Annotated in this window: 23 protein-coding genes and 1 pseudogene; 5 read left to right on the forward strand and 19 right to left on the reverse strand. The window is 37.2% G+C overall.

Going from position 1 to position 25,033, the window contains the following annotated elements; genetic code table 11:
- Window positions 1-22 precede the first annotated feature (22 nt).
- The 6 genes from HMPREF0072_RS01650 to HMPREF0072_RS01675 form a co-directional block, all read right to left on the reverse strand.
- The gene (locus HMPREF0072_RS01650; RefSeq protein WP_004826988.1) at window positions 23-547 is read right to left on the reverse strand and encodes a YacP-like NYN domain-containing protein; all 525 of its coding nucleotides are present in this window, start codon (window positions 545-547) and stop codon (window positions 23-25) included.
- Window positions 534-1,238, reverse strand: coding sequence for a 23S rRNA (guanosine(2251)-2'-O)-methyltransferase RlmB (gene rlmB / locus HMPREF0072_RS01655; RefSeq protein WP_039930949.1), 705 nt, complete (start codon window positions 1,236-1,238; stop codon window positions 534-536). Before rlmB ends, HMPREF0072_RS01650 begins: the two co-directional genes overlap by 14 nt.
- Entirely contained in the window at window positions 1,238-2,656 is a 1,419-nt protein-coding gene (cysS, locus tag HMPREF0072_RS01660) for a cysteine--tRNA ligase (protein ID WP_004826992.1), read from the reverse strand. Before cysS ends, rlmB begins: the two co-directional genes overlap by 1 nt.
- Window positions 2,656-4,137 (reverse strand): glutamate--tRNA ligase, encoded by a 1,482-nt coding sequence (gene gltX, locus HMPREF0072_RS01665; protein ID WP_039930950.1) that lies wholly within the window; start codon window positions 4,135-4,137, stop codon window positions 2,656-2,658. The genes cysS and gltX overlap by 1 nt, the downstream gene beginning before the upstream one ends.
- Before the next feature lie 181 nt (window positions 4,138-4,318).
- Complete coding sequence (locus tag HMPREF0072_RS01670; protein WP_004827000.1) at window positions 4,319-4,777, reverse strand: PTS sugar transporter subunit IIB; 459 nt, start codon at window positions 4,775-4,777, stop codon at window positions 4,319-4,321.
- Window positions 4,777-5,424 (reverse strand): HAD family hydrolase, encoded by a 648-nt coding sequence (locus HMPREF0072_RS01675; RefSeq protein WP_004827001.1) that lies wholly within the window; start codon window positions 5,422-5,424, stop codon window positions 4,777-4,779. The genes HMPREF0072_RS01670 and HMPREF0072_RS01675 overlap by 1 nt, the downstream gene beginning before the upstream one ends.
- A 151-nt stretch (window positions 5,425-5,575) precedes the next feature.
- Here HMPREF0072_RS01675 and HMPREF0072_RS01680 point away from each other — a divergent pair, with 151 nt between their 5' ends.
- A complete protein-coding gene (locus HMPREF0072_RS01680) occupies window positions 5,576-7,018 on the forward strand; it encodes a nicotinate phosphoribosyltransferase (protein WP_004827002.1) in 1,443 nt (480 codons plus the stop codon).
- A gap of 31 nt (window positions 7,019-7,049) precedes the next feature.
- Here HMPREF0072_RS01680 and HMPREF0072_RS01685 read toward each other — a convergent pair whose 3' ends face one another.
- Genes HMPREF0072_RS01685 through HMPREF0072_RS01695 form a run of 3 tightly spaced genes read right to left on the reverse strand, consistent with a single transcriptional unit; the run spans window position 7,050 to window position 10,129 of the window.
- Window positions 7,050-8,312: a beta-N-acetylglucosaminidase domain-containing protein gene (locus HMPREF0072_RS01685; protein ID WP_004827003.1), complete on the reverse strand. Its 1,263-nt coding sequence runs from the start codon at window positions 8,310-8,312 to the stop codon at window positions 7,050-7,052.
- A gap of 1 nt (window position 8,313) precedes the next feature.
- Window positions 8,314-9,258, reverse strand: a complete 945-nt coding sequence (locus HMPREF0072_RS01690; protein WP_004827005.1) for a type I phosphomannose isomerase catalytic subunit — start codon at window positions 9,256-9,258, stop codon at window positions 8,314-8,316.
- Window position 9,259: 1 nt separating this feature from the next.
- Window positions 9,260-10,129: a D-alanyl-D-alanine carboxypeptidase family protein gene (locus tag HMPREF0072_RS01695; RefSeq protein WP_004827006.1), complete on the reverse strand. Its 870-nt coding sequence runs from the start codon at window positions 10,127-10,129 to the stop codon at window positions 9,260-9,262.
- Window positions 10,130-10,340: 211 nt separating this feature from the next.
- On the opposite strand from HMPREF0072_RS01695, the gene HMPREF0072_RS01700 reads away from it, so the two are divergent.
- Entirely contained in the window at window positions 10,341-11,210 is an 870-nt protein-coding gene (locus tag HMPREF0072_RS01700) for an NAD(P)/FAD-dependent oxidoreductase (RefSeq protein ID WP_004827008.1), read from the forward strand.
- A gap of 61 nt (window positions 11,211-11,271) precedes the next feature.
- Here HMPREF0072_RS01700 and HMPREF0072_RS01705 read toward each other — a convergent pair whose 3' ends face one another.
- The 4 genes from HMPREF0072_RS01705 to HMPREF0072_RS01715 form a co-directional block, all read right to left on the reverse strand.
- Window positions 11,272-12,831 (reverse strand): FAD-dependent oxidoreductase, encoded by a 1,560-nt coding sequence (locus HMPREF0072_RS01705; protein ID WP_081447015.1) that lies wholly within the window; start codon window positions 12,829-12,831, stop codon window positions 11,272-11,274.
- Window positions 12,818-13,120 carry an FMN-binding protein gene (locus HMPREF0072_RS11040; protein WP_004827011.1) on the reverse strand — a complete coding sequence of 101 codons (303 nt, stop codon included), beginning with the start codon at window positions 13,118-13,120 and terminating at the stop codon, window positions 12,818-12,820. The genes HMPREF0072_RS01705 and HMPREF0072_RS11040 overlap by 14 nt, the downstream gene beginning before the upstream one ends.
- 85 nt (window positions 13,121-13,205) lie before the next feature.
- Window positions 13,206-14,576 (reverse strand): DNA repair protein RadA, encoded by a 1,371-nt coding sequence (radA, locus tag HMPREF0072_RS01710; RefSeq protein WP_004827013.1) that lies wholly within the window; start codon window positions 14,574-14,576, stop codon window positions 13,206-13,208.
- On the reverse strand, window positions 14,569-15,870 hold the full coding sequence (locus tag HMPREF0072_RS01715; protein ID WP_004827014.1) for a glutamate-cysteine ligase family protein: 1,302 nt from the start codon (window positions 15,868-15,870) through the stop codon (window positions 14,569-14,571). The genes radA and HMPREF0072_RS01715 overlap by 8 nt, the downstream gene beginning before the upstream one ends.
- Before the next feature lie 64 nt (window positions 15,871-15,934).
- Here HMPREF0072_RS01715 and HMPREF0072_RS12410 point away from each other — a divergent pair, with 64 nt between their 5' ends.
- Window positions 15,935-16,393: a methylated-DNA--[protein]-cysteine S-methyltransferase gene (locus HMPREF0072_RS12410; protein WP_004827015.1), complete on the forward strand. Its 459-nt coding sequence runs from the start codon at window positions 15,935-15,937 to the stop codon at window positions 16,391-16,393.
- A gap of 107 nt (window positions 16,394-16,500) precedes the next feature.
- On the opposite strand, the gene HMPREF0072_RS01725 is transcribed toward HMPREF0072_RS12410, so the two are convergent.
- From HMPREF0072_RS01725 to HMPREF0072_RS01745, 5 genes are all read right to left on the reverse strand, one after another.
- The gene (locus HMPREF0072_RS01725; protein WP_004827018.1) at window positions 16,501-17,586 is read right to left on the reverse strand and encodes an ABC transporter ATP-binding protein; all 1,086 of its coding nucleotides are present in this window, start codon (window positions 17,584-17,586) and stop codon (window positions 16,501-16,503) included.
- A gap of 4 nt (window positions 17,587-17,590) precedes the next feature.
- Window positions 17,591-18,484 (reverse strand): sugar ABC transporter permease, encoded by an 894-nt coding sequence (locus tag HMPREF0072_RS01730; RefSeq protein ID WP_004827019.1) that lies wholly within the window; start codon window positions 18,482-18,484, stop codon window positions 17,591-17,593.
- Window position 18,485: 1 nt separating this feature from the next.
- Window positions 18,486-20,516: an ABC transporter permease subunit gene (locus tag HMPREF0072_RS01735; RefSeq protein WP_039930989.1), complete on the reverse strand. Its 2,031-nt coding sequence runs from the start codon at window positions 20,514-20,516 to the stop codon at window positions 18,486-18,488.
- Between the two features lie 5 nt (window positions 20,517-20,521).
- Complete coding sequence (locus HMPREF0072_RS01740; protein ID WP_248601156.1) at window positions 20,522-20,836, reverse strand: hypothetical protein; 315 nt, start codon at window positions 20,834-20,836, stop codon at window positions 20,522-20,524.
- A 137-nt stretch (window positions 20,837-20,973) separates the two neighbouring features.
- Window positions 20,974-22,308 carry a sugar ABC transporter substrate-binding protein gene (locus HMPREF0072_RS01745; RefSeq protein WP_004827027.1) on the reverse strand — a complete coding sequence of 445 codons (1,335 nt, stop codon included), beginning with the start codon at window positions 22,306-22,308 and terminating at the stop codon, window positions 20,974-20,976.
- 254 nt (window positions 22,309-22,562) lie between these two features.
- On the opposite strand from HMPREF0072_RS01745, the gene HMPREF0072_RS01750 reads away from it, so the two are divergent.
- Window positions 22,563-24,068, forward strand: a complete 1,506-nt coding sequence (locus HMPREF0072_RS01750; RefSeq protein ID WP_004827029.1) for a C69 family dipeptidase — start codon at window positions 22,563-22,565, stop codon at window positions 24,066-24,068.
- Between the two features lie 52 nt (window positions 24,069-24,120).
- Window positions 24,121-24,768: a hypothetical protein gene (locus HMPREF0072_RS01755; RefSeq protein WP_004827031.1), complete on the forward strand. Its 648-nt coding sequence runs from the start codon at window positions 24,121-24,123 to the stop codon at window positions 24,766-24,768.
- A gap of 50 nt (window positions 24,769-24,818) precedes the next feature.
- On the opposite strand, the pseudogene HMPREF0072_RS01760 reads toward HMPREF0072_RS01755, so the two are convergent.
- A pseudogene (locus HMPREF0072_RS01760) lies at window positions 24,819-25,033 on the reverse strand (energy-coupling factor transporter transmembrane protein EcfT); the annotation flags it as partial.

Below are 25,033 nucleotides of genomic sequence, written 5' to 3' on the forward strand. Positions count from 1 at the left end.
CCGTTTGAATTTATTTACCTACCTAGTCATCTAGGTCTATTTTAAGCTCATCTAGCTTAGCTTTTAAGGTTTTAGAAATGGGATAGGCATCGTAGTTTTGGTTAAAACTTGCCTTCTTAGTTTTTTTAATCTTGGACCTTAATATATCAAGATCAGTTTTAAGTTCAAGGGCTGTCATCCTGCTTGCCCCCTTCACAAGGGCCATGTTTTGGACTTGCCCATCGTCTGTAACTACCTTGACGTTGTGCCTTCTGGCAATCCTAGATAGTTCCGCCTCGATATAGGTATCAGCCGTTTGAAACCTCTTGGTAAAAACTATCTTCATCCCATATTTTTCGATGCTCGTTTCCTTGAGCCTATCAAGGTTGTAGGCATCAAAAACTATCACCAATTTTTCCCCAGTAAGAAAGCTATACTCAGCCAAATCTTCTATGAGATTATCCCTTGCTGTTGCTAAGCTTTCTCTAGTGGCTTCCCTTAGTTTTGGCCACTTATTTATTACATTGTAGCCATCGACATAGGTTATATTTTTCTTAACTAAAACCATTTTGTCTTAAAACCTCATACATGGCAATGGCTGAGGCTACAGATGCATTTAAGCTATTTACAAAACCCTTCATTGGTATATTTATAAGTATATCACAATTTTCCCTTACAAGTCTAGATAGGCCCTTGCCTTCGTTACCAACTATCAAACAAACCTTACCCTTAAGGTCCACTTGATCGATTGGCGAAGAGGCCTCACCAGCTAGTCCATAGACCCAAAATCCTGCTTCTTTGATTTCTTCTATGGCCCTGTTGGTGTTTTTAACCATGATAATATTTATATTGTTGATAGCTCCAGCACTGGTTTTATAAACTATTGGACTTACGGATGCACTCCTTCTTTCAGGAATAATCACCCCGTCAAAGCCAAAGCTTTCTGCGCTCCTGATGATTGCACCAAGATTGTGAGGGTCCTCGATTTGATCAAGGATAATGAGTCTTTGGTATTTATCCAAATCTCTTAAGTCCTTGTACTCAAATGATTCTGCCTCGACCATAACACCCTGGTGGTTCAATTCTATTTTATCAAAAAATCTCTTATCTACAAAATTTATCTCAACATTCGCCTTATTGAGCTTTGCAATAATTTCTTCGACAATCTTAGAATTCTGTTTGATAACAAAGGCCTTATAGATTTTTACACCTGAATCAATGGCGTCAATTACAGGTTTTCTGCCGTAAATCTTATCCATCAGCCTATCTCCCACTTGGTGCCTTCTCTGGTATCCTTAAGGATGATGCCCATTTCCTTAAGGTCATCCCTAATTTTATCAGCTTTAGCAAAATCTTTTGCCTTTTTAGCAGAGTTTCTCTCTGCAATTTTTTCTTCTATAAAGGCTTCGTCTACTTCGCTTTCCTTCTTCTTGGCAAGAAGTCCAAGGACATCATAGAGTCTAGAGTATGTTTCAAAAGTTTTTTCCACAAAATCTTTTGAAGAATCACCCTCTAAATTTGTATTGATGAATTTTGCTAAATCAAATAAAACTGTGATGGCATCTGCAGTGTTTAGGTCATCTTCCATTACACTTACAAATTCATTTTCCTTATCAACTAGGATTTGAAGTAAATCTTTTTCCACACTTGAAATTTCTTTTTCGCTTGTCTTTGCGAGTAATTCTTCCGCCTTGAAATAAGCATTGTTTAGCCTATCTAAAGATGCTTGAGCCTGGTCGATTATTTCCTTAGTAAAATTTATTGGCTGCCTATAGGATGTTGTAAGAAGCCAAAACCTAATGGTCATCAAGTCGTATTCCTTCTTGATATCATCAAGGGTAAAGAAATTTCCGACAGACTTACTCATCTTTGATCCATTTACCTGAATCATCCCGTTGTGCATCCAATAGTTAGCAAATTTTACATCATTTAGGGCTTCAGATTGGGCAATTTCATTTTCGTGGTGAGGAAATTCCAAATCTTCGCCACCGGCATGGATGTCAATTGTATCTCCCAAAATTTTCTTATTCATGGTAGAACATTCTATGTGCCAACCTGGCCTACCCTTACCCCATGGGCTATCCCAAGCGACTTCGCCGGAAAGCTTAGTAGCCTTCCAAAGGGTGAAATCTGCAGGATTTTTCTTTTTTCCTGCGTCATTGTCATCTAGCCTTTGGCTGGCACCATGAACTAGGTCGTCAAGATTTTTTCTTGATAATTTGCCGTAGTCAGTTTTTTTGCTTACATCAAAGTAAACATCGCCGTCTGAAACATAGGCCATGCCCTTATCAATAAGACCCTTAACGAAGTTTATGATATCATCCATAACCTCGGTTGCCCTTGGGTGGATAGTATCTTCTTCGTCTAGGTTTAGGGCTTTGGCATCTATCATGTATTGAGCAATGTAACGGTCTGTGACTTCCTTGGTTGTGATGCCCTCTACAATAGATTTTTTTATAATCTTATCGTCAACATCGGTGAAATTTACCACATAGGTCACATCATAACCCCTATAGGTCATAAAACGCCTAAAGGTGTCAAAAATCACCAAGGGTCTGGCGTTTCCTATGTGCATATAATCATAAACTGTAGGTCCGCAGACGTACATTTTTATTTTATTTTCTTCAATTGGTTTAAATACTTCCTTAGTTCTGCTAAGAGTATTGTAAATCTTCATTAAAAATTATCCCTTACGTATTCTAGCCTATCCTTAACTAGGTCCTTACCCATTATTAAAAAGGCATTTGATAGGTCTGGTCCATGAACTGAACCTGTAACTGCCGCCCTTACTGGGAACCATAGGTCCTTACCCTTGATACCTGTTTCTTTTTGGATAGTTTTCATAACTGATTTAGCAAAATCAGCGTCAATTTCGTCTACTTGGTCAAGTTGGTTTAAAAATGCAGCAAAGAGAGTTTTAGCATTTTCTGTTGAAATTGCTTCTTTTGCGTCATCATCATATTCTATTTCATCGCTCTTGATATAATAATTTTTAGCAAGCTCTGGTGCGTCTGAAAACTTATCGATGGCTGATTGCCATGTTTCTGCAAGGAGAACTAACTTATCTTCTGGATAAGATTCATCAATTAATCCTGCTTTAATCATGTATGGCTTGATGTCTTTGGCAAGTTCTTCTGGACTTAATTCTCTTACATAGTGACCGTTAACCCAGTCAAGTTTTTTCTTGTCAAAAACAGCACCAGTTTTATTTACCCTGTCAAAATCAAATTGTTTTGCTAATTCTTCCATGGTGAAGATTTCTTCTTCACTGTCTGGTGACCAACCTAGGAGTGAAAGGAAGTTTATAAGACCTTCTGGTGTATAGCCTTCTTCGATGAAGTCTTCTACCATGCCGTCGCCGTTTCTCTTTGAATATTTTTTGTGGTCCTTGTTTAAAACTGTAGGTAGGTGGATATATTCTGGAGCTTGCCAACCAAAGGCTTCGTAAAGATAAACGTGCTTTGGTGTTGATGAAATCCACTCATCGCCACGTACAACGTGGGTAATACCCATCAAATGATCGTCTACAACTACAGCAAAGTGGTAGGTTGGGTAACCATCTCTTTTTATAAGGACTTGGTCGTCTTGGTCGTCAGTATTAAAGGTAATCTTGCCCTTAATCCTGTCATTAAAGGAAATATCATAGTCCTTAGGTAGTTTTAGTCTAACTGTGTGCTCTTCCCCATTAGCAACCCTTTGTTTGGCTTCTTCTAGTGGGATAGAACGGCAAAGACCATCATATTTTGGTGTAAGACCGTCGGCTCTCATTTGGTCCCTGACCTTGTCGACTCTTTCTTGGGAGCAGAAGCAATAGTAAGCCTTACCTTCTTCGATTAATTGGTCGATGTATTTGTCATAGATGCCTGCCTTTACCCTTTCTGATTGAATATATGGACCACAGTCACCTTTTTCTGTAACATGACCATTTTCATCAAGCATAACACCTTCGTCAATTTCTACTCCAGACCATTTTAGAGCCTTTAGAAGGTTCTCTAAAGCGCCTTCAACAAACCTAGTCCTGTCTGTGTCTTCTATTCTCAAAAGCATCTTTCCACCAGTATGCCTTGCGTATAGGTAATTAAATAGGGCTGTCCTAAGACCACCTATATGCAAATATCCTGTTGGGGATGGTGCAAATCTTACTCTAACTTCGCTCATTAATAACTCCTTTTTCTTTCTATTTTTCATCAAATTCGTCTTTTAGATAGATAAGTAAATAAGGGAAGTAAAACTTCCCCTCCTAACTTAACCTTAACTCATCTAATTATAACATCTATTACTACAAAAATCAACCATGTCAAGGTTGATTTTTATTTTTTTGATAATTTTTTGCCTTTTATTAAATTATTTTTTCTTCATCGTCAAAAACCGAAGTCCTAATAAAAATTTTTGCTCCCTGATTTTTGATTTTATCGAAGATTCTCAAATCATTTTCGTCCACAGCTACAAGCTCTGTGAGAGATTTTTTACCTATTGACAAATGAATTATGCCAACATTCACTTCTTTGATTGAAACGCCAGCATCCAAAATTTTTTCTAAGTCGCAAGTTGTTTCTACAAGCAAAAAATACGCTCCCTCATTTTTGTATAGAAAATCTTTTACACCTGCCACCTTCAAATAAGTTGATTCTATTTCTTCCGGAATTGTAAGGTCCATCACCTCAATTCTAATTGAATCTTCAGCAGTCCTATCATTGGCAATTATTACCTTTTTTAGGCCATATTTCTCACACCAGTCCTTCACAACCTGACCACTTGCCAGCCTAGAATCGATTCTCGCTAAAAAAATTTCTCCCATTAGGCTCTCCTAATGACCATCTGGCTTGGATCATCAATTATAAGATCTGGATTGGCATCTTCAAGAACCTTCCTATCTCTGAACCCCCAAGATACACCAACAGTGAAAATCCCAGCATTTTTTCCACACTTCATATCTACTTCGCTATCACCAAAATAAATAATATCTGAAAAATCAACCCCAAACTTTTCCTTTAAAATAATTATGCCTGCAGGTGATGGTTTCCTTTCATAATCTCCCCTATAACCAAGGATAGCATCAAAAAAACCTTCCCCAAAAACAACAGGAATGACCTTCTTACAAGTTTCGTCAGGTTTGTTTGAGAAACAAACAAGAGGCTTTCCTGTTTTCTTAAGTTCATCAAGCGCCTCTTTCACTCCGTCATAGGCCTTAGTAAGGTAGGCTGGGTCATCATCGTAGGCCTTGTTATAAGAATCTAGGAAATTTTTCCTAAAAGCTTGATCCTTGCTTGCATCAACATAGTCGAGCGTTTTTTCACATAGGACAACCGGTCCATTTCCCACAAAAGCCTCAACCTTATCTTTTGGGCAAGACGACAAATCAAATTTCTTTAAAGTTTCATTTATAAAATAAGTTATGGTATCTATTGTGTATAACAAGGTACCGTCTATATCAAATATATACATCTAATCCTCGCTTTTTTTATTATTGTACTTTTCTTTAAAAATTTGTGTACGATAAATATTTAAAGAAAGTTTTTAACTTTTAGGGTATAAATATAGGTAGGATAATATTTGCAATAAAATATTAAATTAGAAAATATTTAAGAAGGAGTTTATGAAAGAAATTAGAAACCTAACCATGCTTAGTGATTTTTATGAGTTCACTATGGCTAATGGTTATTACGAAAACGGTATGAAAGACACCGTCGCAGTTTTCGATGCCTTTTACAGAAAAAATCCAGATGGGGGTGGCTATGCAATTTTTGCAGGCCTAAACGATATAATTTCCTATATAAAAAACCTCCACTTCACCGATGAAGACATAGAATATTTCAGGGCCCAGGGTTGTTTTTCTGACGGATTTTTGGAATATTTAAAAAATTTTAAATTTACTGGTGATGTTTACGCCTTTCCTGAAGGATCAGTTATGTTTCCAGGGGAACCAATTGTCACTGTCAAGGCGCCAATCATAGAGTGTTCTATAATTGAAACCTATTTGCTCTTGTCAATGAATTTTAATTCACTTATAGCGACCAAGACCAACAGGATTGTATCTTCTGCAGGGGACAGACTTGTTATGGAATTTGGGGCAAGACGTGCCCAAGGTGCTGACGCTTCTATTACAGGTGCGAGGGCTGCCTACATAGCTGGTGCCCCTATCACATCCAACACCTATTCGGCCAAAAAATATGACTTTAAGGCCTCAGGCACCATGGCCCACTCTTGGATTCAGGCCTTTGATTCAGAGTATGAAGCCTTTAAAACCTACGCAAAAATGTACCCAACTAATTGTATCCTTTTAATTGATACCTACGACACACTTGAATCTGGCCTTGTAAATGCCATGAAGGTCTTTAAGGAAGAACTCGTGCCAAGGGGACTTACAGGTGGAGTTAGGATTGACTCAGGAGATTTGGCCTACCTTTCTAAGGAAGTTAGAAAAAGACTTGATGAAAATGGTTTTAAGGACTTTAAGATTGTCGCTTCAAATTCACTTGATGAATTTAAAATTGAATCCCTCCTTGCCCAAGGAGCAAAAATCGACTCCTTTGGTATAGGTGAAAGACTAATTACTGCCAAGTCTGACCCTGTTTTTGGTGGGGTTTATAAGCTTGTTGCAATCGAAAAAGAAGGTGAGCTTGAAGCTAAAATCAAAGTCTCTGAAAATGTAGAAAAAATTACAACTCCAGGCTTCAAGAAAGTCTACAGGCTTTATGATAAAGAAACCGGCAAGGCAGAGGCAGATTATATAGCCCTTAGGGACGAAGAAGTTGACGATTCCGAACCTCTTGTAATCTTTGACCCACTTTTCACTTGGAAGATGAAAAAAATGAAAAATTACAAGGCAAGACAAATGCAAGTTAAAATCTTCGAAAAAGGTAAGCTAGTCTACGAGGAACCTTCCCTAGAAAAAATCGCCGCCTATAGAAAAGAAGAAGTCGCAAGCCTTTGGGATGAAGTTAAGAGGTATGATGCCCCACACAATTATTACGTAGACCTTTCCCAAAAACTTTGGAATTTGAAACAAAAATTAATTATAGAAGCAAAATCTAAATAAAAAGAGGCAGCTTAGGCTGCCTTTTTTGTGCTTAATTTTTTTGGTAAATTTCTTCCAGGACTTCGCTGGTTTTTACGTTGACTTCTTCTAAACCTTCGTCTCCCAAGACTTGGATTTTAATATTTTTAGATTCTTTATATAGGTTTTCTGCCTCGTTTATATTTCCATCAAACTTTGCTAAAATAGCTTTCGAAAGATTTTGTAAGCTTACTACAAAGGGTTTTATTTCCCTATATAGGTCTTCATTTGCGTGATTTTTTTGGTAATATTCTGCGGCCTTTATTTTTTCTCCCAAAAGATAGTTTAGAGTTTTTAAATCTTTTTGATCAAAGGCTCTTTTAATCTCCCTATCTTCACTAAATTTCTTTCCCTCTGTCCTCTCATAGACCAAGGACCCACAAAAACTAGAAGCAAGTTCAAATAAATCCCCACTCGCCTTTGGCTCTAAAAAATTTATTGCCTTTATAAAGGCATCTTCCGGCTCGTATGCTAGAGGATTTTTCAAATATTCGCCCACTTGGTAGATTGCTATTTTTGACGCTTCTGCCTCATTCATTGGATTTAAGTAAAAGCCGTCAAAATTTATTTCCCTAGAATCATAAAATTCAAAACTTTCTAGAAAAATTTTATCTGGCCTATAATCATTTACTGGCCAATTAAACCAAATATACGGCTTTTTGCCGGTTCTTTTTCTGAAGTCTTCGTTTGACTTATGAGAAATCGGTGCGACAACCTGGTTGCCGGTCCACATGACGTTAAGATTTTTAATATCCCTCAAGAGGGCTTCGTATTCATAACCCTGCTCGTTAATCCAAGCGTCATTGTACCAAGGGTGGACAAAGTAAAGCCCATTTCCCGTTTCCTTTTCCACAAAATCTGCCAAGTCCCTTATGAGATTCATGTGGGCCTTTCTTTTTTCATAGGCGACTGCTTTGTCAATATCATCCATGCAAAGCCCAAAAGACCTAACACCAGCATCCATCAATTGCCTGTACTTGGCAAAAATCTTAGAAATTTCTTCATCATAAAGATCAAAGTCAAAGGGATTTTGCCCTGGATGGATAGCCCAGGTAAATTCTATACCTTCTTCCCTGCTAAGCTCTGCTAGGGCCTTAATCTTTCCAATCTCTTCTTCTGGATAAGGCTTGCGCCACTCTTTGTTGTGGTAGGGATCGTCTTTTGGTGCATAGATATATTGGTCCATGTCGATCTCTGCGAGAAATTTTATCATCGACATTTTTTCTTCAAAGGTCCAGGGAATACCATAAAATCCCTCTATAATACCTTTTTTCATCTTAGACCTCCATAGGATTCGCTTCTATGATTGTAAGTTTTCCTGTAATTTTATAATCCTTAGCAAAATTTGTAATTATAAAGAAATCTCCTTTTTTAAGAGGATAAACTTCTCCGTCTATTTCAATTTCTCCTGCCCCTTCAATTACAGATTCTAGGAGGTAAGGCTTTGCTCTTTTAAAAACACCTTCGGATTTAAACTTAAATTCTCTAACTTCAAAGTATTCATTTTCCGTTAGGATTCTCTCCTCATAACCTTGTTGGGATATTTTTTGGATTTGTCCTTCTTCCTTGATTATTTTTATGACTTCTTTGGATTTTTCTAAGTGAAGCTGTCTTAAATTTCCATCAGCATCCTTCCTATCATAGTCATATAGCCTATAGGTGATGTCTGAAGCTTGTTGTATTTCAAGGATTAGGGAGTCTTTTTTTATGGCGTGGACTGTGCCAGCCCTGACAAAGAAAAAATCACCTTTTTGGGTAGGCACTTCCCTTAATAGGTCAGTCCATTTTCTTTCATCAATTAATTTTATAGCTTCTTCTTTGCTTTTAACCTTTAGGCCAAAAACAATTGACGCATCTTCCTCATTTAGGATATACCAACACTCAGTCTTGCCCTTTGAATTTTCAAGGCGAGCTGCCATTTCATCATCCGGGTGGACTTGAATTGAAAGGTCGTCTGCTGCATCAATTATTTTTACCAAGAGTGGAAAATTTTCTTCTTTAGAATTTCCAAATAAATCCTTGTGGTTTCTGTAAATATCTCTTAGGCTTTCTCCCTTAAAGTCACCATTTGTGACGACAGACGAAGCACCTTCCATGCCAGAAATCGCCCAATACTCTCCTGTCTTATCTGATGGAATAGGGTAAGCATATTCGGTTTTAAGCCTAGCTCCTCCCCAAATTTTCTCTGAAAACTTCCCTTCTAAAAATAAAATTTTTTCCATTTTAGTCTCCTATACTCTCGTAAATCCTCAAAGTTTCTTCTATGTGACCATCGTTTAGGTTGTTGATGTCATCATAGGGCACGCCCATTACAACCAGGATGTATTCCTTGTTGTTTTTCACAGCAAGAGTTGCCCAGCAAAGTCCAGCGTCATCAGTTGTTCCAGACTTGCCTCCAATTATTTCAAAGCCATTTTGCTGGTATTTTTTTAGGTGGTAAAAAATTGTTGATTCTAGGTAAACCCCGTCTGGGTGATTGACTGTTGGACTTGTCTTGAAGTCTTTTTTTGTAAAAATCGCCCTAAAATTTCCATCCTTAAGACTATCTTTTATAAGCATGGCACAATCTTTGGCAGATTGGTAGTTTGAAGGATTATCCATGCCGTCGGCATTGGCATATGAGGTGTTTTTCAATTTCAAATCTTTTGCTTCCTGGTTCATGAGGTCTACAAACTTATCCATAGACCCAGATATATTTATGGCAAGACTGTCTGCAGCTTCACCAGCTGACCTTAGCATGGTTGCATATAACAAATCCCTATAAGTTGTGGTTTCCCCTCCGTTAAAGCCTGCCATTGATGCATTCATTTCAACCGCTCTGTAATAAGCATCTGTATCTACAGGAGCTATCTGGCCAAGATCTCTTATATGCTTTAAGGCTACCCTTACAGTCATAATTTTTGTAAGTGAAGCCATTGGCAACCTTTCATTTTCGTTTTTAGCAAGGACTTCCTTATCATCAGTTAGGTCGTAAAGGTAGACTGCCTTTGATATAAAATTTTGATCCTCAGCCTGTTTTTTGACCCTAGTGCTAATAAAAACAGCTATAATCAAAAGTAAGGCAATTATAAATAAATTTCTAATCTTTCTCATACTTCTATTGTACACTAAATTTCATTTTAAATAATTAATTTTTTTGTAAGTTTTAAAGATTACTCTTAAAAATTTCTAAGCTTAAAAAGAATCTGTTAAACCTTATCTGCTTTAAATCGCCCCGGAAAAATTTAGAAAAGCAAGCCTAAAATCTCTTATAAATACTTGCAATTGATTATTTCTATCAGATAGTAATATCGAGGTGAAAAATATGAAAGATATAATTATAATTGGAGCAGGCCCTGCCGGTGTAAGTGCAGCCTTATATGCAAAGGCTCGTGGCAAGGACCTACTTTTACTAGAAAAAGATAGGGTAGGTGGTCTAATTAGCCATGTTTCCAAAGTTAGTCATTATGCTAGTCTTGCCGATAATGAATCAGGTGAGGAATTTTCACAAAAACTAAAAGACCAACTCGCCTTTTCTAAGATTGACGTAACTTATGAAGAGTGTTTGTCTATAGAGAAAAAAGACGACTTTTTCCTTGTAAAAACAAATAAAAATACCTATGAATGCAAAAAACTTATCTATGCGGCAGGTTCTCACTTAAAAGAACTGGACATAGACTACAAGGGCTTTGAGGTTAAACATTGGCCATATGGCAATGAAGAAAGCCTAAAGGGAAAAACTGTAATTGTAAACGGTGGATCTGATGGAGCCAGCAAGGAAGCCTTATATATATCCAAATTCGCCAAAGAAGTCCACATAGTTCAAAATCAAGATGCTCTTATGTGCATTGACGAATTTAAAAAGCAAATCGAAGCTTCAGATAAGATAAAAGTCCACACATCTACAAGCCTTAAAGATATAGAAGTAAGAGATGATAAGTGTGTTAAGGCCATCTTAGATGATTGTGTAATTGAAGATAAAGAAGGCATAGAAATCTATGTACAAATCGGTCAAAACGGCAATACCGACCTAGTCAAAGACCTAGCCGAAATAAAAAATACCTTCCTTACTGAAGACATAAGCTCAAAAGTTGACGGCTTATTTTTCGCAGGAGATGTTAGGATTAAAGATGTAAAACAAATAGCCACAGCTGTTGCCGATGGCACCCTTGCCGGTATAAAAGCAAGCAAGTAAAACGACAAAAATAGGGCTCCCCTTTCCAAGTGGATAAGGGGTGCCCTTTTTAAATTTTTATTTAATTTTTATTTTTTAAATAGTCGCTAATTGTTCTACCAGCTTCATAACCTGATGTTACTGCCCAACCAAAGTCTGCTCCTGGTATAGAGTCATCTCCACGAGCACCACCGGCTACATCACCTGAAGCGAAGAGACCTTCAATAGCCTTACCTTCTTTGTTGATTACCCTTAGTTGGTTGTGGATTTTTAATCCACCCAAGGTTGTTGCATATCTTGGCAATTGTTCAACAACATAATAAGGACCATTTTCGCTAATCTTAGCCTTCATATAGTTAGGATCTCTGCCGAAATCTTCATCTTTTTTATTTGCTACAAAACCATTGTATCTCTCAACAGTTTTCTTCAATCCTTCTGGATCAATTTTTACCTTTTTAGCTAGTTCTTCTAGGCTATCAGCTTTTGCAAAATAAGGAATTTTTGCTCCATCTGTTGCTATCCAATCATCAAGCATTTTCTTTGTAATACCATAGCCTGCAACATTATCTTCAAAAGCCTTGTAGGTAGCAGCATCCATTATCAAGAATAGTCTTCCATCTTCTTGTTTTTCCATTTCCTTAACAATGTTAATACCAGCAGATCTTTCATTTACAACCCTGTTTCCTGCCCTGTCAACCAAGATTCCTGATACATCCCAAGTTGCCATAGAGCCATTATAGGTTGATTTTGCTATGCCTGGTTTCCATTCAACACCATTTTCAAAAAGTTCAACATAGCTTTGATTTACAACATCTGCACCAATGTCTTGAGCCATCTTTTGACCTTCACCTTGGGCAAGTTGAGCACCATAAAATACAAATTTATCCAAGCTTTCAGGAAGCATTTCTTTATTGGCACCATAAGAACCTGTCGCAAGAAGAACTGCCTTAGCATTTACTTCTACAGGTGTACCGTCAGACATTGTAGCCTTAGCACCAACAACCTTGCCATCTTCATAAATTAGTTCAGTAACTTTAGTATTTGTTCTTAAATCTATCTTAGTATCTTTTATTTTATCCAACAATGATTGAACAAAGCCAGCACCTGCTCCTTCATAGATCATAGCCCTATCTACGCTATTTTCACCAAGTGGAGTTAATTTTTCAGGGATTTTTGAACCAATATAATCAACAGTCCAATCTGTTGCTTCTCCCATCTTCTCAGCATAAAGCTTCAAATCTTCTGGTATAGACTTTCCACCACCATTTTTCATATTATCTTCATATACAGACTCTACGCTATCATTTTTAACACCATAGACATCTTTTTGAGTTTTGGAAGCAGTAATCAAAGCAAAACCACCAGATAAGGCAGTATGGCCACCTGGCATAGCATTTTTCTCTAAAACTGTAACCTTATTACCTTCTTGGTCTGCTGACAAAGCTGCACTAAGTCCAGCTCCACCACCACCTACAACTAATAAGTCAGTATCTATATTGATTGCTTCTTTTGGTTCTTCTTTTACTTCTTTTTTGAAGTCTTCACTACCATGAGCTTCATCTATTGCCTTAGATACTACTTGTTTAACAGCATCAGATGTGACAGTTGCTCCGGTAATATTATCAACCTTACAGGTTTTGATGTTCTAAAATTCTATTAATTATTTCTTTGAATCCTGTATCTGCAATTGTTGGTGTTTCAGAAGATTCAACTACATCTATTTTTTCAATCTTATTATCTTTAAAGGTCACAGATAATTTGATATCACAATTATGTCCTGTAGCTACTTCTTCAAAGCTACCATCATCAATGCTCTTTTCGGCTTTTGCAGGTTGTTCTTTTTCTTTGGTGTCCTCACTTGCCTTCTCATCTTTGCTACAAGCAGAAAGAGGAAGAAGGCAAGTGCGCCTACTAAGAATATATTTTTTCATATTCCTTAAAATATTCTGTTTGTGTAATATTTACTTATAAAGTACACCTTCTATTTACCTAAAAATCAAGGATAATCCCCTTGATTTACACTTTGAAGACGTTTGTAATAACCTCTTTTATATTTGCTAACTGAATAATTTTTATTGCTTTAAAATCCTTTTGCTCTAGGCTATTTTTTGCTAAATAGACTTTTTCATAGCCAAGTCTTTCTAATTCCTTAACTCTTTGCTTGGCCTGAGGCACTTTTTTAAGTTCGCCAGTAAGACCTACTTCTGCTATAAAAACCACCTTATCTGAAACTGGTTTTTTAAGGTAGGAAGATGCTATCGACATAATTATAGCGAGGTTTACAGATGGTTCGGATAATTTAAGCCCACCTGTAGTTTTTATTATGACATTCATGTCAAATAAGTTAAGTCCTGCTCTTTCCTGAAGGATAGAAATTAGGGTGTTTAGGTCATCTCGCCTTAGGGAATCGCCAATTCTTTGGGGATATGGCATGAAGGACTTTGACACAAGCGACTCTATTTCCACTTCTAAAAGCCTTGAGCCTTCCTTGGTCACAGAGATAGCTGAGCCTTCGATTTCGCTATCCCTTTGTGTGATGAAATATTCACTCGGATTTGTAATTTCTATTAAGCCTTCCTCATCCATCGAAAACAATCCAATCTCCCCTGTCCTTCCAAACCTATTTTTGCTTGAAGTTAAGACTCTTAGGTCTTCATCAGGACTTCCATCTAGGATTAGGACTGTATCTACCAGATGCTCGAGGGTTCTTAGACCTGCCATTTCACCAGTCTTTGTCATGTGGCCCACCATGATGAAGGCACGTTTTTTCTCTGGATTTTTTGCCATTTCCACAGCCTTACCTGCGACTTCTATGGTCTGGGTAGGAGATCCTTGCTTGTTGTCAAATTCTTGGAGGGAAAAAGTCTGGATGGAGTCTAGGACTACTATGTCAGCACCAGTTGCCTTTATTTCCTTAATGGCAAGGTCCATAGAATTTGTCGAAAGGATCCAAAGATTTTTTGGTTCATCTTTCATTATCCTTTGCGACCTTGATTTTATCTGACTTTCACTTTCTTCTCCTGATACGTAGAGTACTTTGAGCCCCTCGTCAGCATAAGATTTTGATAATTGTAATAAAAGTGTAGACTTACCTGCACCCGGTCTAGCTGTAAGGATAGAAACCGAATCACGAACAAGTCCTCCTCCCACAGCTCTGTCGAATTCTTCGTAGGCTGAGTGGATTCTCTCCGATTCATTTATTTCGATTTCCCTTAGCATTTTAGCTTTTTTATCATCATCAAGGACGACTTTGTTTCCCACTTTTTCTTCCTTGATGGTTGTTTCAACTAGGCTTCCCCACTTCTTGCAAGCTGGACACTGGCCTGCCCAAACATTTTGGATATGTCCACAGTTTGTGCATTCGTAGGCTTTTTTTACCTTAGCCATTGATTGCCTCCACAAATCTATTTACAGAAAATTCATAAACAGCCCTCTTTGGATTTTCCTTATAAATTTTCGCAAAAATATCCCTTGGTACAATCCCAAAATCAAGCATAGACTCAAGTTCGTCTAGGTATTTATTTTCATTTTCCTCAAGAACCGGCCTAATTATGTCAATTATATCTAGGACGTGTTGGAAAATTTCTACATTTTCATAAAGAGCAAAAATCCCCATCCTAGTTGCATTGCTCTTAAGCTTTTGGGCCTGGTCATAAGTCATATCAGAAAAAAGTTCATAGACCTTATCTAAAGTTTGATCATCAAAAAATATGCCCTTTATTAGAGCAGCTGCCGCCATGTTGTAAGGATATGGAATATTATCCGGCATCCTGATTTCAATGTAGGATTTCACCCTCACATCTGGGAAGACTATAGAAAGGGCGTGGTTTACCATTTCATCAGCATTTTCTTCTGTCATTAATTCGTCTAAGGTTTTCCTGCCTATATAAGTTTCACCATCAGGTGTTGGCATGAAAATCATAGGTGTATCAAGAATTTTTTCGGAATATTTTTTATAAGATAGGTCAGAATCAAAGGCAAAATCATAAAGCCCAGTCCTATCCCTGTCTGTATATTCCCAAATTGTTTGTCTTAAGTTTCTATCGATATAAATTTCACCTTCAAATATCAAGGAATTATCAAAGACTGAATACAAAAATGGGCTAAGGGCAGAAGCTAGAAAATATTTCTTTTTGAAATCTTCTTCGTTTTTGAAATCCACTGCCAACTGCATGGAGCTAGTCCCCTTCATCATATTGTGGGCAAACTCTCCCCCATATTTTTCAAAATACTTGTACATGAAATCGTAGCGAGTCTTTGGAATAATCTTTATTTCATCAATTTTAGATTTTGGATGATAGCCGAGAGCAACTAAAAGAAGGCCCCTTCTTTCAAAAATAGGAACAAGTCTTTCCATGTGGGTCTTGTAAACTTCAAAAAGTTCACCAACAGAGGCCTTAGCCCTTAGGGCAAGCTCAAATTGACCAGCAGGCTCTATTGAGATATCGACACTGCCATCAGAAAAAGCCATGCCAGTTTCATCAGCTTTTTTATAGCCAAGGCTTGCTAAGTCTTCAAGGATCTCGCCTACCCCATCGTGGCCATAAAAAGATTGGCTTTCTAAAGTATCCTTATTAACAACAAAGTGTTCTATTTCAAAGCCCAACCTAAAGTTCTTTTCGTCCTTTTCACCAGCCTTAATAAAATCTACAATTTTTTGAATCTTTTCTAATCTTTCCATAATAACCCCTTTACTCCTATCATTATACGAATTTTTGCGAAATAAACCATGGTATAATGATTACATGAAGTATGGCTATTTTAAATCTCAATTGGGAATCATAAAAATTTCCTACGAGAAAAAGATAAGGAAAATTGAATTAGTGGATAAAATAGATGAAAATAGCGAAGAAAATGAGCTTTTTAATATTTTTAAAAAACAGCTTTTAGACTATTTTGAAGGAAAAAGAACAGACTTTGACCACCTAGACCTACTAGACCCAAAAGGCACAGCCTTTCAAAAATCAGTCCGGGAGGCCCTTTTAAAAATCCCCTACGGAAAAACTCGATCTTATAAAGAAATCGCAAAAGCCATAGGAAAGCCAAGGGCGACCCAGGCTGTAGGTACAGCCATCGGCAAAAACCCAATACTAATCATAGTTCCTTGCCACAGGGTAATAAAAGCTGACGGATCTCTAGGTAATTTTTCCTATGGAAGCCAAATAAAAGCAAAAATATTAAAAATCGAGGGGATAAATTTTTGATATTTTCCATACACAAGAAAGTTTTACAGCAAAAATTTCAAAAACTTTGAAAATAAAATTTCTTAAATTTTCCACACAAAAAGAGTCGGGTGTCCGACTCTTTTTTTTTAGTTAATTCTATTTGTGGTTTCTCCGTCAAAGAAGTGGAGGGCTTCTGGGTCTAGGCTGAAGGTGTGAGTTTCACCTTTTCTATACTCATAATGGCCTGGCTGGCTTACTACGAGCTCTGTGCCATCTTCCATTCTTGAGTAGATTATTTGTTCCTTACCTAGCATTTCTATAACTTCGATAGTTGCTGTTACAGAGTTATATTCGTGTTCTCCTGGTATAAATCTTTCTGATCTGATTCCAAGATAAACTTCCTTGCCCTCATAATTTTTAAGCGCTGCTGCATCTTTGTCATTTGCTTTTATTTTCATAAGTCCAGACTTATTGACAAACATACCATTTTCTATCTTACCTTCTATGATGTTCATAGTTGGTGAACCGATAAAGCCTGCTACAAAGAGGTTTTCTGGTCTTTGATAGAACTCATTTGGTGCTCCTACTTGTTGGATTTTACCTTGATCAAGAAGGATGATTTTTGTTGCCATTGTCATAGCTTCTGTTTGGTCGTGGGTTACATAGCAGCTGGTTGTTTCTAGCTGGTTATGAATCCTTACAATTTCAACTCTCATGTGCTCACGAAGTTTAGCATCAAGGTTTGAAAGTGGTTCGTCCATTAAGAATACTGATGGTTTTCTTACTATAGCACGACCTAGGGCTACCCTTTGTCTTTGACCACCTGATATGTCTGATGGTCTAGAATATAGGTAGTCTCTTAATTGCAAAATGTCTGCTGCTTCTTGCACTCTTTGGTCTATGACTTCTTTTCTCTCATTTTTCATTTTTAGGGAGAAGGCCATGTTATCATATACTGTCATGTGTGGGTAGAGGGCGTAAGATTGAAATACCATGGCAATGTCCCTATCCTTTGGCTCTACTGTGTTCATTATTTTGTCGTTAAAGTATAGGGTACCTTCTGTTATTGAGTTAAGGCCCGCTATCATTCTTACTAGGGTTGATTTTCCACAACCTGAAGGACCTAGGATAGCACAGAAATCTTTATCTTTGATATCAAGATCGATATTTCTAATAGTAAACTTATCCCTTCCTTCATATTTTTTTCCTAAATTATCTAATTTAACTCTCATTATTTTATCCTTTCACTGCACCTGATGACAATCCTCCAACTAACTCATCTTGTAGGAACAAGAAGAGGAGCATAACAGGGATGGCTGATAAGAAGCCTCCTGCTGCAAAGGCCGGTTGGTTCATATTTCTAACGTCTGATATTAGGGTGAATAGGCCTGTTGCCAAGGTGTAATCTGCTGGATTTGTCAAGAGTATTTTTGGCATCATGTAATCAAGAAATGGTCCTATGAAACATTGAAGGGCTATGATTGCTAGCATTGGTCTTGCAAGTGGCATTATTATTAGCCTATATACTTGGAAGTTTGAACATCCATCTATCCTTGCTGCCTCATCAAGCTCTTGGGATATAGAATCAAGGTAACCTTTTAAGATAAAGGTATTACCTGCTATGGCCCCACCAGAATAGATTAAAATCAGCATCATTGTACGAGAAAATACTGGTACTACACCTGAAATAATTGTGTGAATAGCATAGTAAGCAGTGATTCCTGCGAAGGCTGGGATAATCTGAACTAGCATTATGGTTATAAGACTTGCTTTCTTGCCCCTAAATCTGAATCTTGAATAAGCATAGCCTGTGAAAGATACAAAGATTAGGGTGAGGATTGTTGTTGCTGTTGCTATTTTCAATGTATTTACTACCCATCTTAAGAACTGAGTTTTTTCAAATAAATACTTAAAGTTATTTACAGAAAATACAAAGTCACCTGTCATTGATATATATTGGCCTTGGTTGCCATTGAATGATGAAACAACCATGATTACGAGTGGTACAACGATAATCGCAGCCCATATAAATAAGATTAGGTAGGAAAGTGTCAAGGCTACCTTGCCTGCAGCTGTAAGTGGCTGGAGGTCTGATAGGTAGAGGTCTTTATTTTTCTTTTTCTTAAACATACTAATACTCCTTGAAGGCTGATGATTTCATGTAACCAAAGAAGGAAATGATTATGAGTATTATAGAGATGAATACTGTAATCGCAGCTCCTATCGCCTGGTACTGACTGTTCATAGTCAAGTTATAGATGTATGAAATCAAAATATCACTTGATCCCGCTAAGTTACCATAAACTTGTGGATTGAATGGTCCACCGCCGTTAAAGAGGTAAATTATTGAGAAGTTGTTAAAGTTAAATGTGTATTGGTTGATTAACATTGGAGATATTTGGAAAAGCACCAAAGGAATTGTTATCTTTAATGTCCTTTGGAATCCTGTAGCTCCGTCTATGCTTGCAGCCTCATATAAGTCCTTTGGTATAGCTTGGAGTACACCTGTTGTAAGAAGGAATATATAAGAATGTCCCAACCAACCTTGAAGTAGCACTAGGGCTGTTCTTGTTTGAACTGTGTTATTTTTAATGTCTAACGATGTGTTAAACAAAGAATTTACAGCCTCTGTTATTACACCCCCACGACTGGTCATGATTGAGAAGAACATGATTGTGATGAAGGCTGGTATTGCCCATGGCAATAGATAAATAGTTCTAAAGAACTTTTTACCTTTGATCCTTTCATTATTAACCATAAGAGCAAAGATGAAGCCCAATACAATCGCAAGTGTAGAAGCTGCGATTGTCCACATAATTGTCCAGCCAAAAATATGCCAGAAGGCCTTACCTGCTATTCCTTGACCACTTGCTATAGAAATATAGTTATTTAGACCAATCCAAGTGAACTTGTTTTGGTGTTGTGGATCCATATTTGTAAAGGAAATTAGAATAGCTGTTACGATTGGTACTATTACTATAAAAACAATTACCAAAAGAGCTGGTGAAGTTATTAGGTATGGGAACCCATCAGTTCTTAGGTACTTCCTTGTTTCAAAGAATGAATTTGGTCTTATACCTTGAATTTCTCCCTTTTCAGCCCTATAGGCATCTAAAAATGATCCTATGAGGATGCAAAGTCCGATTAGGATAAAGGCTAGAGCTAAGATTCCCTCTATCATAAAGATTATAGACCTATCAAGTCTCTTGCCACCTTGGGCTAGGGAAATAAGACCTGCGATACCGTCTCCTTGGTAATTTCCAAAGCCAAGCGCATAAGGAATAGCTATAAAATATACAAATAAGGCACCGATGAAAAACATCAAAGCTTTTTGCCATTGACCATTTAATAGTTGGCCAAGACCTGGGATTGGTGCTGTAATTATAGATTTAAAAGGTCTTTCCTTTTCTACTTCTATAGGTGTCCTTCTCCTAGCATCTGATCTTTCTTCTTCCAAAATCTTTAAGGAGTGTTTAAGATCTTCTTTAAGCTTATAGTTATAAGATTCAATCTCTTCTTTTATTGATCTTTCAGGATTCCTGTAGTCTATCTTTAGGTTTTGATCTTTAAACTTTTGTTTTAATTGTTCTTTAGTAGCCTTATAGGCTTTTTTAGATATTCTTTCTTCTTTGAAAGCCTCTTCGATTTCGGCTACATCGTGTTCATATCTTTCCTTAAGAACCTTCCTATCAGCTTCGATAAACTTACTTTCTGCTTCGATATATTCGCTAGTCAAGTTTTTTTGACGTTCTAAAGCATCTTTTAAGCTGTCTTTTAAAAATTTATCGTGGTCTAAGATTTTTGGTATCTCATTTACATCAAGCTCATTAAGCCTGTAGTCAAGAAGACTATCATAAGATAAATCTTTGTTTTCCTCATAGAAAGACCTCATCTTCTCTGCCACGAGTTTTTCTATATATAGGTCTTTTAATTTACCATCTGTTGGAAGGTGTTTATCAGAACTAGCCTCACTTTTCGCTTTTTCTAGGAGGGCTTTTTTCTGATTTTCATATTCTTTTAACTTAATATTGTATGGATGGTTTGCTTTAGTATATTTAGGGCTGGAACCGATTTCTTTAGCTTCAATCAAATCTATAATGTATTGATTCTTTCTTGGATAAGTCCTGCCCCTCCTATCTATAAGGCTTTTTTCATAAGTCATTATCATTACCTTTCTTGTCTTGTTATTACTATTAATAAGAAAATATTTAGTATAAGTCCTAGATAATAAAATACAGATCCTATGCTAAATGAAAAAAATAGGTTGACTATACTAATAAGAGTCATTGCCCCAAAAAATAGCTTATAGGTTTTGTTAATTCCGTATTTTTTAATAGTAAAAAAGGTGTATAGGGATATAGTTATGGGATTTATAACCTTGATAAATAATGAAAAAATAATCGAGTTTAAAAAATCATCATAACTTAGTTCTGGGTTAATTTTAGAAATAGTTGTAAAAACACTTGGATCTTTTGCCATCATCATAGCTTCTAAGCTAAAATTAAGGATGATTAGCGCAGATATTATTAGTATTTTTAATAAAAATTTATTTCTTTGCTTTACTTTCTCCATAACTTTGAAATATAAGGGGCTGTCCTAATGGACGCCCCTTAATAATTTTAATGGTTAAAGTTTGCCATCATTGCTTCGAATGATGCCTTTAATTCTGCGTATGCAGCTTTTTCGTCAGCTGGTTTTACAGAGTTCCAAGATAGTATTGCGTTTTTGTAGGTATCCCATACATCGCCCCACTCTTTAAATAGTGGTCTTGCTGGAGCTTCTTTGTAAGAAGTGATTGTAGCTGCGATGATCTTCTTATCAGTTTCTGGGAGGTCCATTCCTTGATATTTTTCAGCGCTTACATTTTCTAGTACCTTACCTGTTGCCTTGTATAGGTCAGCAGCGAATTCTGGATTTACAATTTCTTTGATCATTGCTTCTGCAAGAGCTACCTTGTCAGCATCTTCTTCGATTCTAGCGTTCATTGCAAGTCCCCATCCACCTTGCCAGTGAGTAAGTGGTTTGCCTGCTAGAGTTAATTGTCCAATTGGGAAAATTTCTAGGTTGCCTTCGCCTGCTTGTTCAGATATAGGAGCTGCATCCCATGGTCCACCAAGTCTAGCTACGCCGCCCTTGCCTGGTTTGAATGTATCATCAATGTATCCCCAACCAGCGTCAGCATCGAATAATTGTGTACCAGCTTCGTTGTGTTTTTTCCAATACTCGAAAAGTGCCTTAACTGTAGCTTGTTTTTCTGGTTCTAATTCATCCCATTCTTTTGTGAAGTCTGAGAATAATTTACCATCTTTATCTTTTCCAAGAAGTTCGATTCCTGAAGAGTTTGTTGCTGCAACACCGTACCAAGCATCAAAAATTGGTAGTAAAACTGTTGATTCATCAGCTACATCGTTGATTTCAATTGGTTTTGAAAGGTCAACTTTCTTTTCTTCAGCGTTTTTCTTGTTTACATAAGTAATAAGTGTTTCAATGTTGAATGGAAAAGCAAAATATTCATCATCGATTTTGAAGTTTCCACCGATTCCCTTATCAAAATCATCCCAACCACCAATTTCTTTAGCAAGTTTTTGAGAGTCAATAGCTGCTAAAATGTCATTTCCATGTAGACCATAAAGCCTGTCTGCTGGAATTGCAAATAGGTCAGCAACGTCTTCGTTAGTTGCAGCTGTAGCATCGATTATATCTAAGTGGTCGAATGAGCCTACAGTTTTGATTTCGATGTCTGCATTTGGAAACTGTTTTTTTACACGTTCTGCAGCAGCTTTGTAATAATCTACCCAGCCTTCTTCTGCTTGCACAGTTAATTTTGCGCTTGTATCTTTATTAGCTTCCTTACCGCCTTCAGCAGCTTCTTTGCCACCGTCTTTAGCTCCACCACATGCTGCCATAACAAAGGCAAGTGATAGGGCCATTATTGTTTTTATTCCTTTTTTCATATTTCCTCCTAAAAAATGATATGAAAGCGTTTATCATATGCTTATTATATATAATAATTAGAATTATGTCAATTAAATATCGGAATCGTTCTCGAAAATTAAGAAAAAATATTTTTCTCTACCCTTAAACAAGATTGAAACTTTGCCATTTACACCTGTTTATTTTTTCGAAAAATTTTTAAAAATTTTTTTAATTCTGTTTCATTTCTTTGGGTAAACGGTACATTATTTATATAAAGAAAAGGAGATTTACTATGGCATGTACAACTATACTTGTAGGTAAAAATGCAAGCTTTGACGGATCAACCCTAGTTGCCAGAAATGAGGATTCTGGCAGTGGTTCATATAGTCCAAAAAAATTTGTTTTAATAAAATCAGAAGACCAAGTTAAGGTCTATAAAGCTGTTATTTCTAAGGTAGAAATACCTTTACCATCAAATCCTCTCACCTATACAGCCATGCCAGAAGCTGTGGCAGGTCAAGGAATTTGGGGTGCTTGTGGGGTAAATTCTAAAAACGTAGCTATGACTGCGACTGAAACAATTACTTCTAATGAAAGAGTTTTAGGTGCAGACCCCCTTGTTGTTTACCAAAAGCCTGTAGGAAAAAAAGGTGATAAAGATTTTAAGGAAGAAGTGCCTGGTGGCATTGGTGAGGAAGACCTTGTTTCAATAGTCCTCCCATATATAAACTCTGCTAGAGAAGGTGTCCTTCGCCTAGGTTCCCTCCTAGAAGAATATGGAACCTACGAAAAAAACGGCATTGCCTTCCAAGACGAAAACGAAATTTGGTGGTTAGAAACCATCGGTGGCCACCACTGGATTGCAAGACGTGTCCCAGATGATTCTTATGTCATCATGCCAAACCAGCTAGGACTTGATACTTTCGACCTAGAGGATGCTCTCGGTAAGGGTGAAAACTACTTATGTTCAGCTGACCTAAAAGTTTTTATAGAAAAGCACAACCTAGACCTATCCCTTGATGGAAATATAAATCCAAGGGACGCCTTTGGCAGCCATTCTGATGCTGACCACGTTTACAACACTCCAAGGGCTTGGATTTTACAAAGATATTTTAATCCTAGATCAAACACCTATGATGGGATTGATGCTGACCTAAGACCTGACGATGACGACCTTCCATGGGCGAGGGTACCTGAGAGGAAAATCACAGTCGAGGACATCAAATACGCCCTATCCCACCACTTCCAAGGCACCCCTTATGACCCATACAAAAATCATGGCGATAAGTCTGTGGCAGGAGCCTTCCGTCCAATTGGTATAAACAGAAATAACTTCCTAGGCCTAACCCAAATTAGAAAAGATATGCCAGAACCTATAAAGGCCATCGAATGGCTTGCCCTAGGCTCAAACGTCTTTAATACCATGGTGCCATTTTATGTAAATATCACAGATACACCAGCCTATTTGAGAGATACTACAGGCAAGGTCACCACAGAATCTTTCTACTGGATTAACAGAATCATAGCAGCCCTTGCAGACCCACATTTCGCTGATACAGCTAATTTAATTGAACGCTACCAGGAAAAAGTTGGAAGCTTTGGTTGGGAAATGATTTATAAGACAGATGAGAAAGTTATAAAAGAAAATCTTTCTAGAGAAGCTTCTGTAAAAGTCTTAGAAGAAGCCAACCAAGAAATAGCCGACTTCCTAAAAGAAGAAAGCCAAGACCTCTTAGACCAAGTCCTCTATGTAGCATCCAACAAGATGAAAAATAGCTTTTCAAGATCCGATGCCTAATAGTGCCAGAGCCAAGCTCGGGTTTTATCTTTAAAATATAAAAGGAGTAAATATGTCAAAAACCCTAGGACCAATCCACTACCTGATGTATGAAAAAATCAAATTCCAAGATGAAATCACAGATTTTTTGATGGATGGGGATTTTTCTCAAATAGAATATGAACCAGTTTCAACAAAACCTCTAGAAGAAATTTTAGACCAAGAAAATATCCACGGCTACCTCCAAGAAAAAATAGATATAGTTGAAAGTCGTCTTGCCAAAGCCCTCAGCCTTTGCAAAAATCCAAGCGAGAAGCTTTTTAAACTCGGCAAAGAATGTGGTAGGGACAAAGATTTTTCAAACTTTGAGCAAATTTTTACCGACCTCAATTATTATCTCCTTGACGGGATGCCTTGCGATCAAGGCCTTTCAGCCGTCCTAGATGGGGATAGCTTGTATTTGATAACCAACACCAACCTTCATAAAAAATACCAAGACGCCATCGACCTTGAAAATTCAAGAAATGCATCTTGCGAAGGTGGCCACAGCCATGACCACCACGAGTCTTTTGAAGTCGGAGCCGGTATGGTAGGTGACCTAAAGTCCGAAGAATCTACCTACCACAAGTACAGATTAGACTTTCTAAGAGGATATTTTTCCGAAAGTCCTTATGAGGTTGAACTTGTAAATGGAATAAATTACAAAATAACAAAAAAATAAGACCCAGAAGGGTCTAAAAAGCTCTCTTATATAAAGAGAGCTCTTTTTTTCTATATAAATGGATTGTAAAACCTGCCCTGATTGATGAAAAATAAAGAAATTCCGATTCCGACCAAGGCTAGGGTGATAAATAAAATTACAAAGTCATTTTTACCAAAGGGTCTAGCCTTGTACCAAGTTCTAGTTTTATTTTTCCCAAAACGTCTTAATTCCATGGCTTGGGCTATGGCTTCAATCCTCTCTAGACTGTCAAAAATTAGGGGAA

The organism is Anaerococcus lactolyticus ATCC 51172, assembly GCF_000156575.1.
GTDB lineage: Bacteria > Bacillota > Clostridia > Tissierellales > Peptoniphilaceae > Anaerococcus > Anaerococcus lactolyticus.

Bases quoted from the DNA above. Each gene is read 5' to 3' on its own strand.
- HMPREF0072_RS01730 (WP_004827019.1), bottom strand. From the start codon at position 18,484: ATGTTTAAGAAAAAGAAAAATAAAGACCTCTACCTATCAGACCTCCAG.
- HMPREF0072_RS01740 (WP_248601156.1), bottom strand. From the start codon at position 20,836: ATGATGGCAAAAGATCCAAGTGTTTTTACAACTATTTCTAAAATTAAC.
- HMPREF0072_RS01680 (WP_004827002.1), top strand. From the start codon at position 5,576: ATGAAAGAAATTAGAAACCTAACCATGCTTAGTGATTTTTATGAGTTC.
- HMPREF0072_RS01735 (WP_039930989.1), bottom strand. From the start codon at position 20,516: ATGACTTATGAAAAAAGCCTTATAGATAGGAGGGGCAGGACTTATCCA.
- gltX (WP_039930950.1), bottom strand. From the start codon at position 4,137: ATGAGCGAAGTTAGAGTAAGATTTGCACCATCCCCAACAGGATATTTG.
- HMPREF0072_RS01685 (WP_004827003.1), bottom strand. From the start codon at position 8,312: ATGAAAAAAGGTATTATAGAGGGATTTTATGGTATTCCCTGGACCTTT.
- HMPREF0072_RS01695 (WP_004827006.1), bottom strand. From the start codon at position 10,129: ATGAGAAAGATTAGAAATTTATTTATAATTGCCTTACTTTTGATTATA.
- HMPREF0072_RS01670 (WP_004827000.1), bottom strand. From the start codon at position 4,777: ATGGGAGAAATTTTTTTAGCGAGAATCGATTCTAGGCTGGCAAGTGGT.
- HMPREF0072_RS01650 (WP_004826988.1), bottom strand. From the start codon at position 547: ATGGTTTTAGTTAAGAAAAATATAACCTATGTCGATGGCTACAATGTA.
- HMPREF0072_RS01700 (WP_004827008.1), top strand. From the start codon at position 10,341: ATGAAAGATATAATTATAATTGGAGCAGGCCCTGCCGGTGTAAGTGCA.
- cysS (WP_004826992.1), bottom strand. From the start codon at position 2,656: ATGAAGATTTACAATACTCTTAGCAGAACTAAGGAAGTATTTAAACCA.
- HMPREF0072_RS01750 (WP_004827029.1), top strand. From the start codon at position 22,563: ATGGCATGTACAACTATACTTGTAGGTAAAAATGCAAGCTTTGACGGA.
- HMPREF0072_RS01745 (WP_004827027.1), bottom strand. From the start codon at position 22,308: ATGAAAAAAGGAATAAAAACAATAATGGCCCTATCACTTGCCTTTGTT.
- HMPREF0072_RS01675 (WP_004827001.1), bottom strand. From the start codon at position 5,424: ATGTATATATTTGATATAGACGGTACCTTGTTATACACAATAGATACC.
- radA (WP_004827013.1), bottom strand. From the start codon at position 14,576: ATGGCTAAGGTAAAAAAAGCCTACGAATGCACAAACTGTGGACATATC.
- HMPREF0072_RS01755 (WP_004827031.1), top strand. From the start codon at position 24,121: ATGTCAAAAACCCTAGGACCAATCCACTACCTGATGTATGAAAAAATC.
- HMPREF0072_RS11040 (WP_004827011.1), bottom strand. From the start codon at position 13,120: ATGAAAAAATATATTCTTAGTAGGCGCACTTGCCTTCTTCCTCTTTCT.
- HMPREF0072_RS01725 (WP_004827018.1), bottom strand. From the start codon at position 17,586: ATGAGAGTTAAATTAGATAATTTAGGAAAAAAATATGAAGGAAGGGAT.
- HMPREF0072_RS01690 (WP_004827005.1), bottom strand. From the start codon at position 9,258: ATGGAAAAAATTTTATTTTTAGAAGGGAAGTTTTCAGAGAAAATTTGG.
- rlmB (WP_039930949.1), bottom strand. From the start codon at position 1,238: ATGGATAAGATTTACGGCAGAAAACCTGTAATTGACGCCATTGATTCA.
- HMPREF0072_RS12410 (WP_004827015.1), top strand. From the start codon at position 15,935: ATGAAGTATGGCTATTTTAAATCTCAATTGGGAATCATAAAAATTTCC.
- HMPREF0072_RS01715 (WP_004827014.1), bottom strand. From the start codon at position 15,870: ATGGAAAGATTAGAAAAGATTCAAAAAATTGTAGATTTTATTAAGGCT.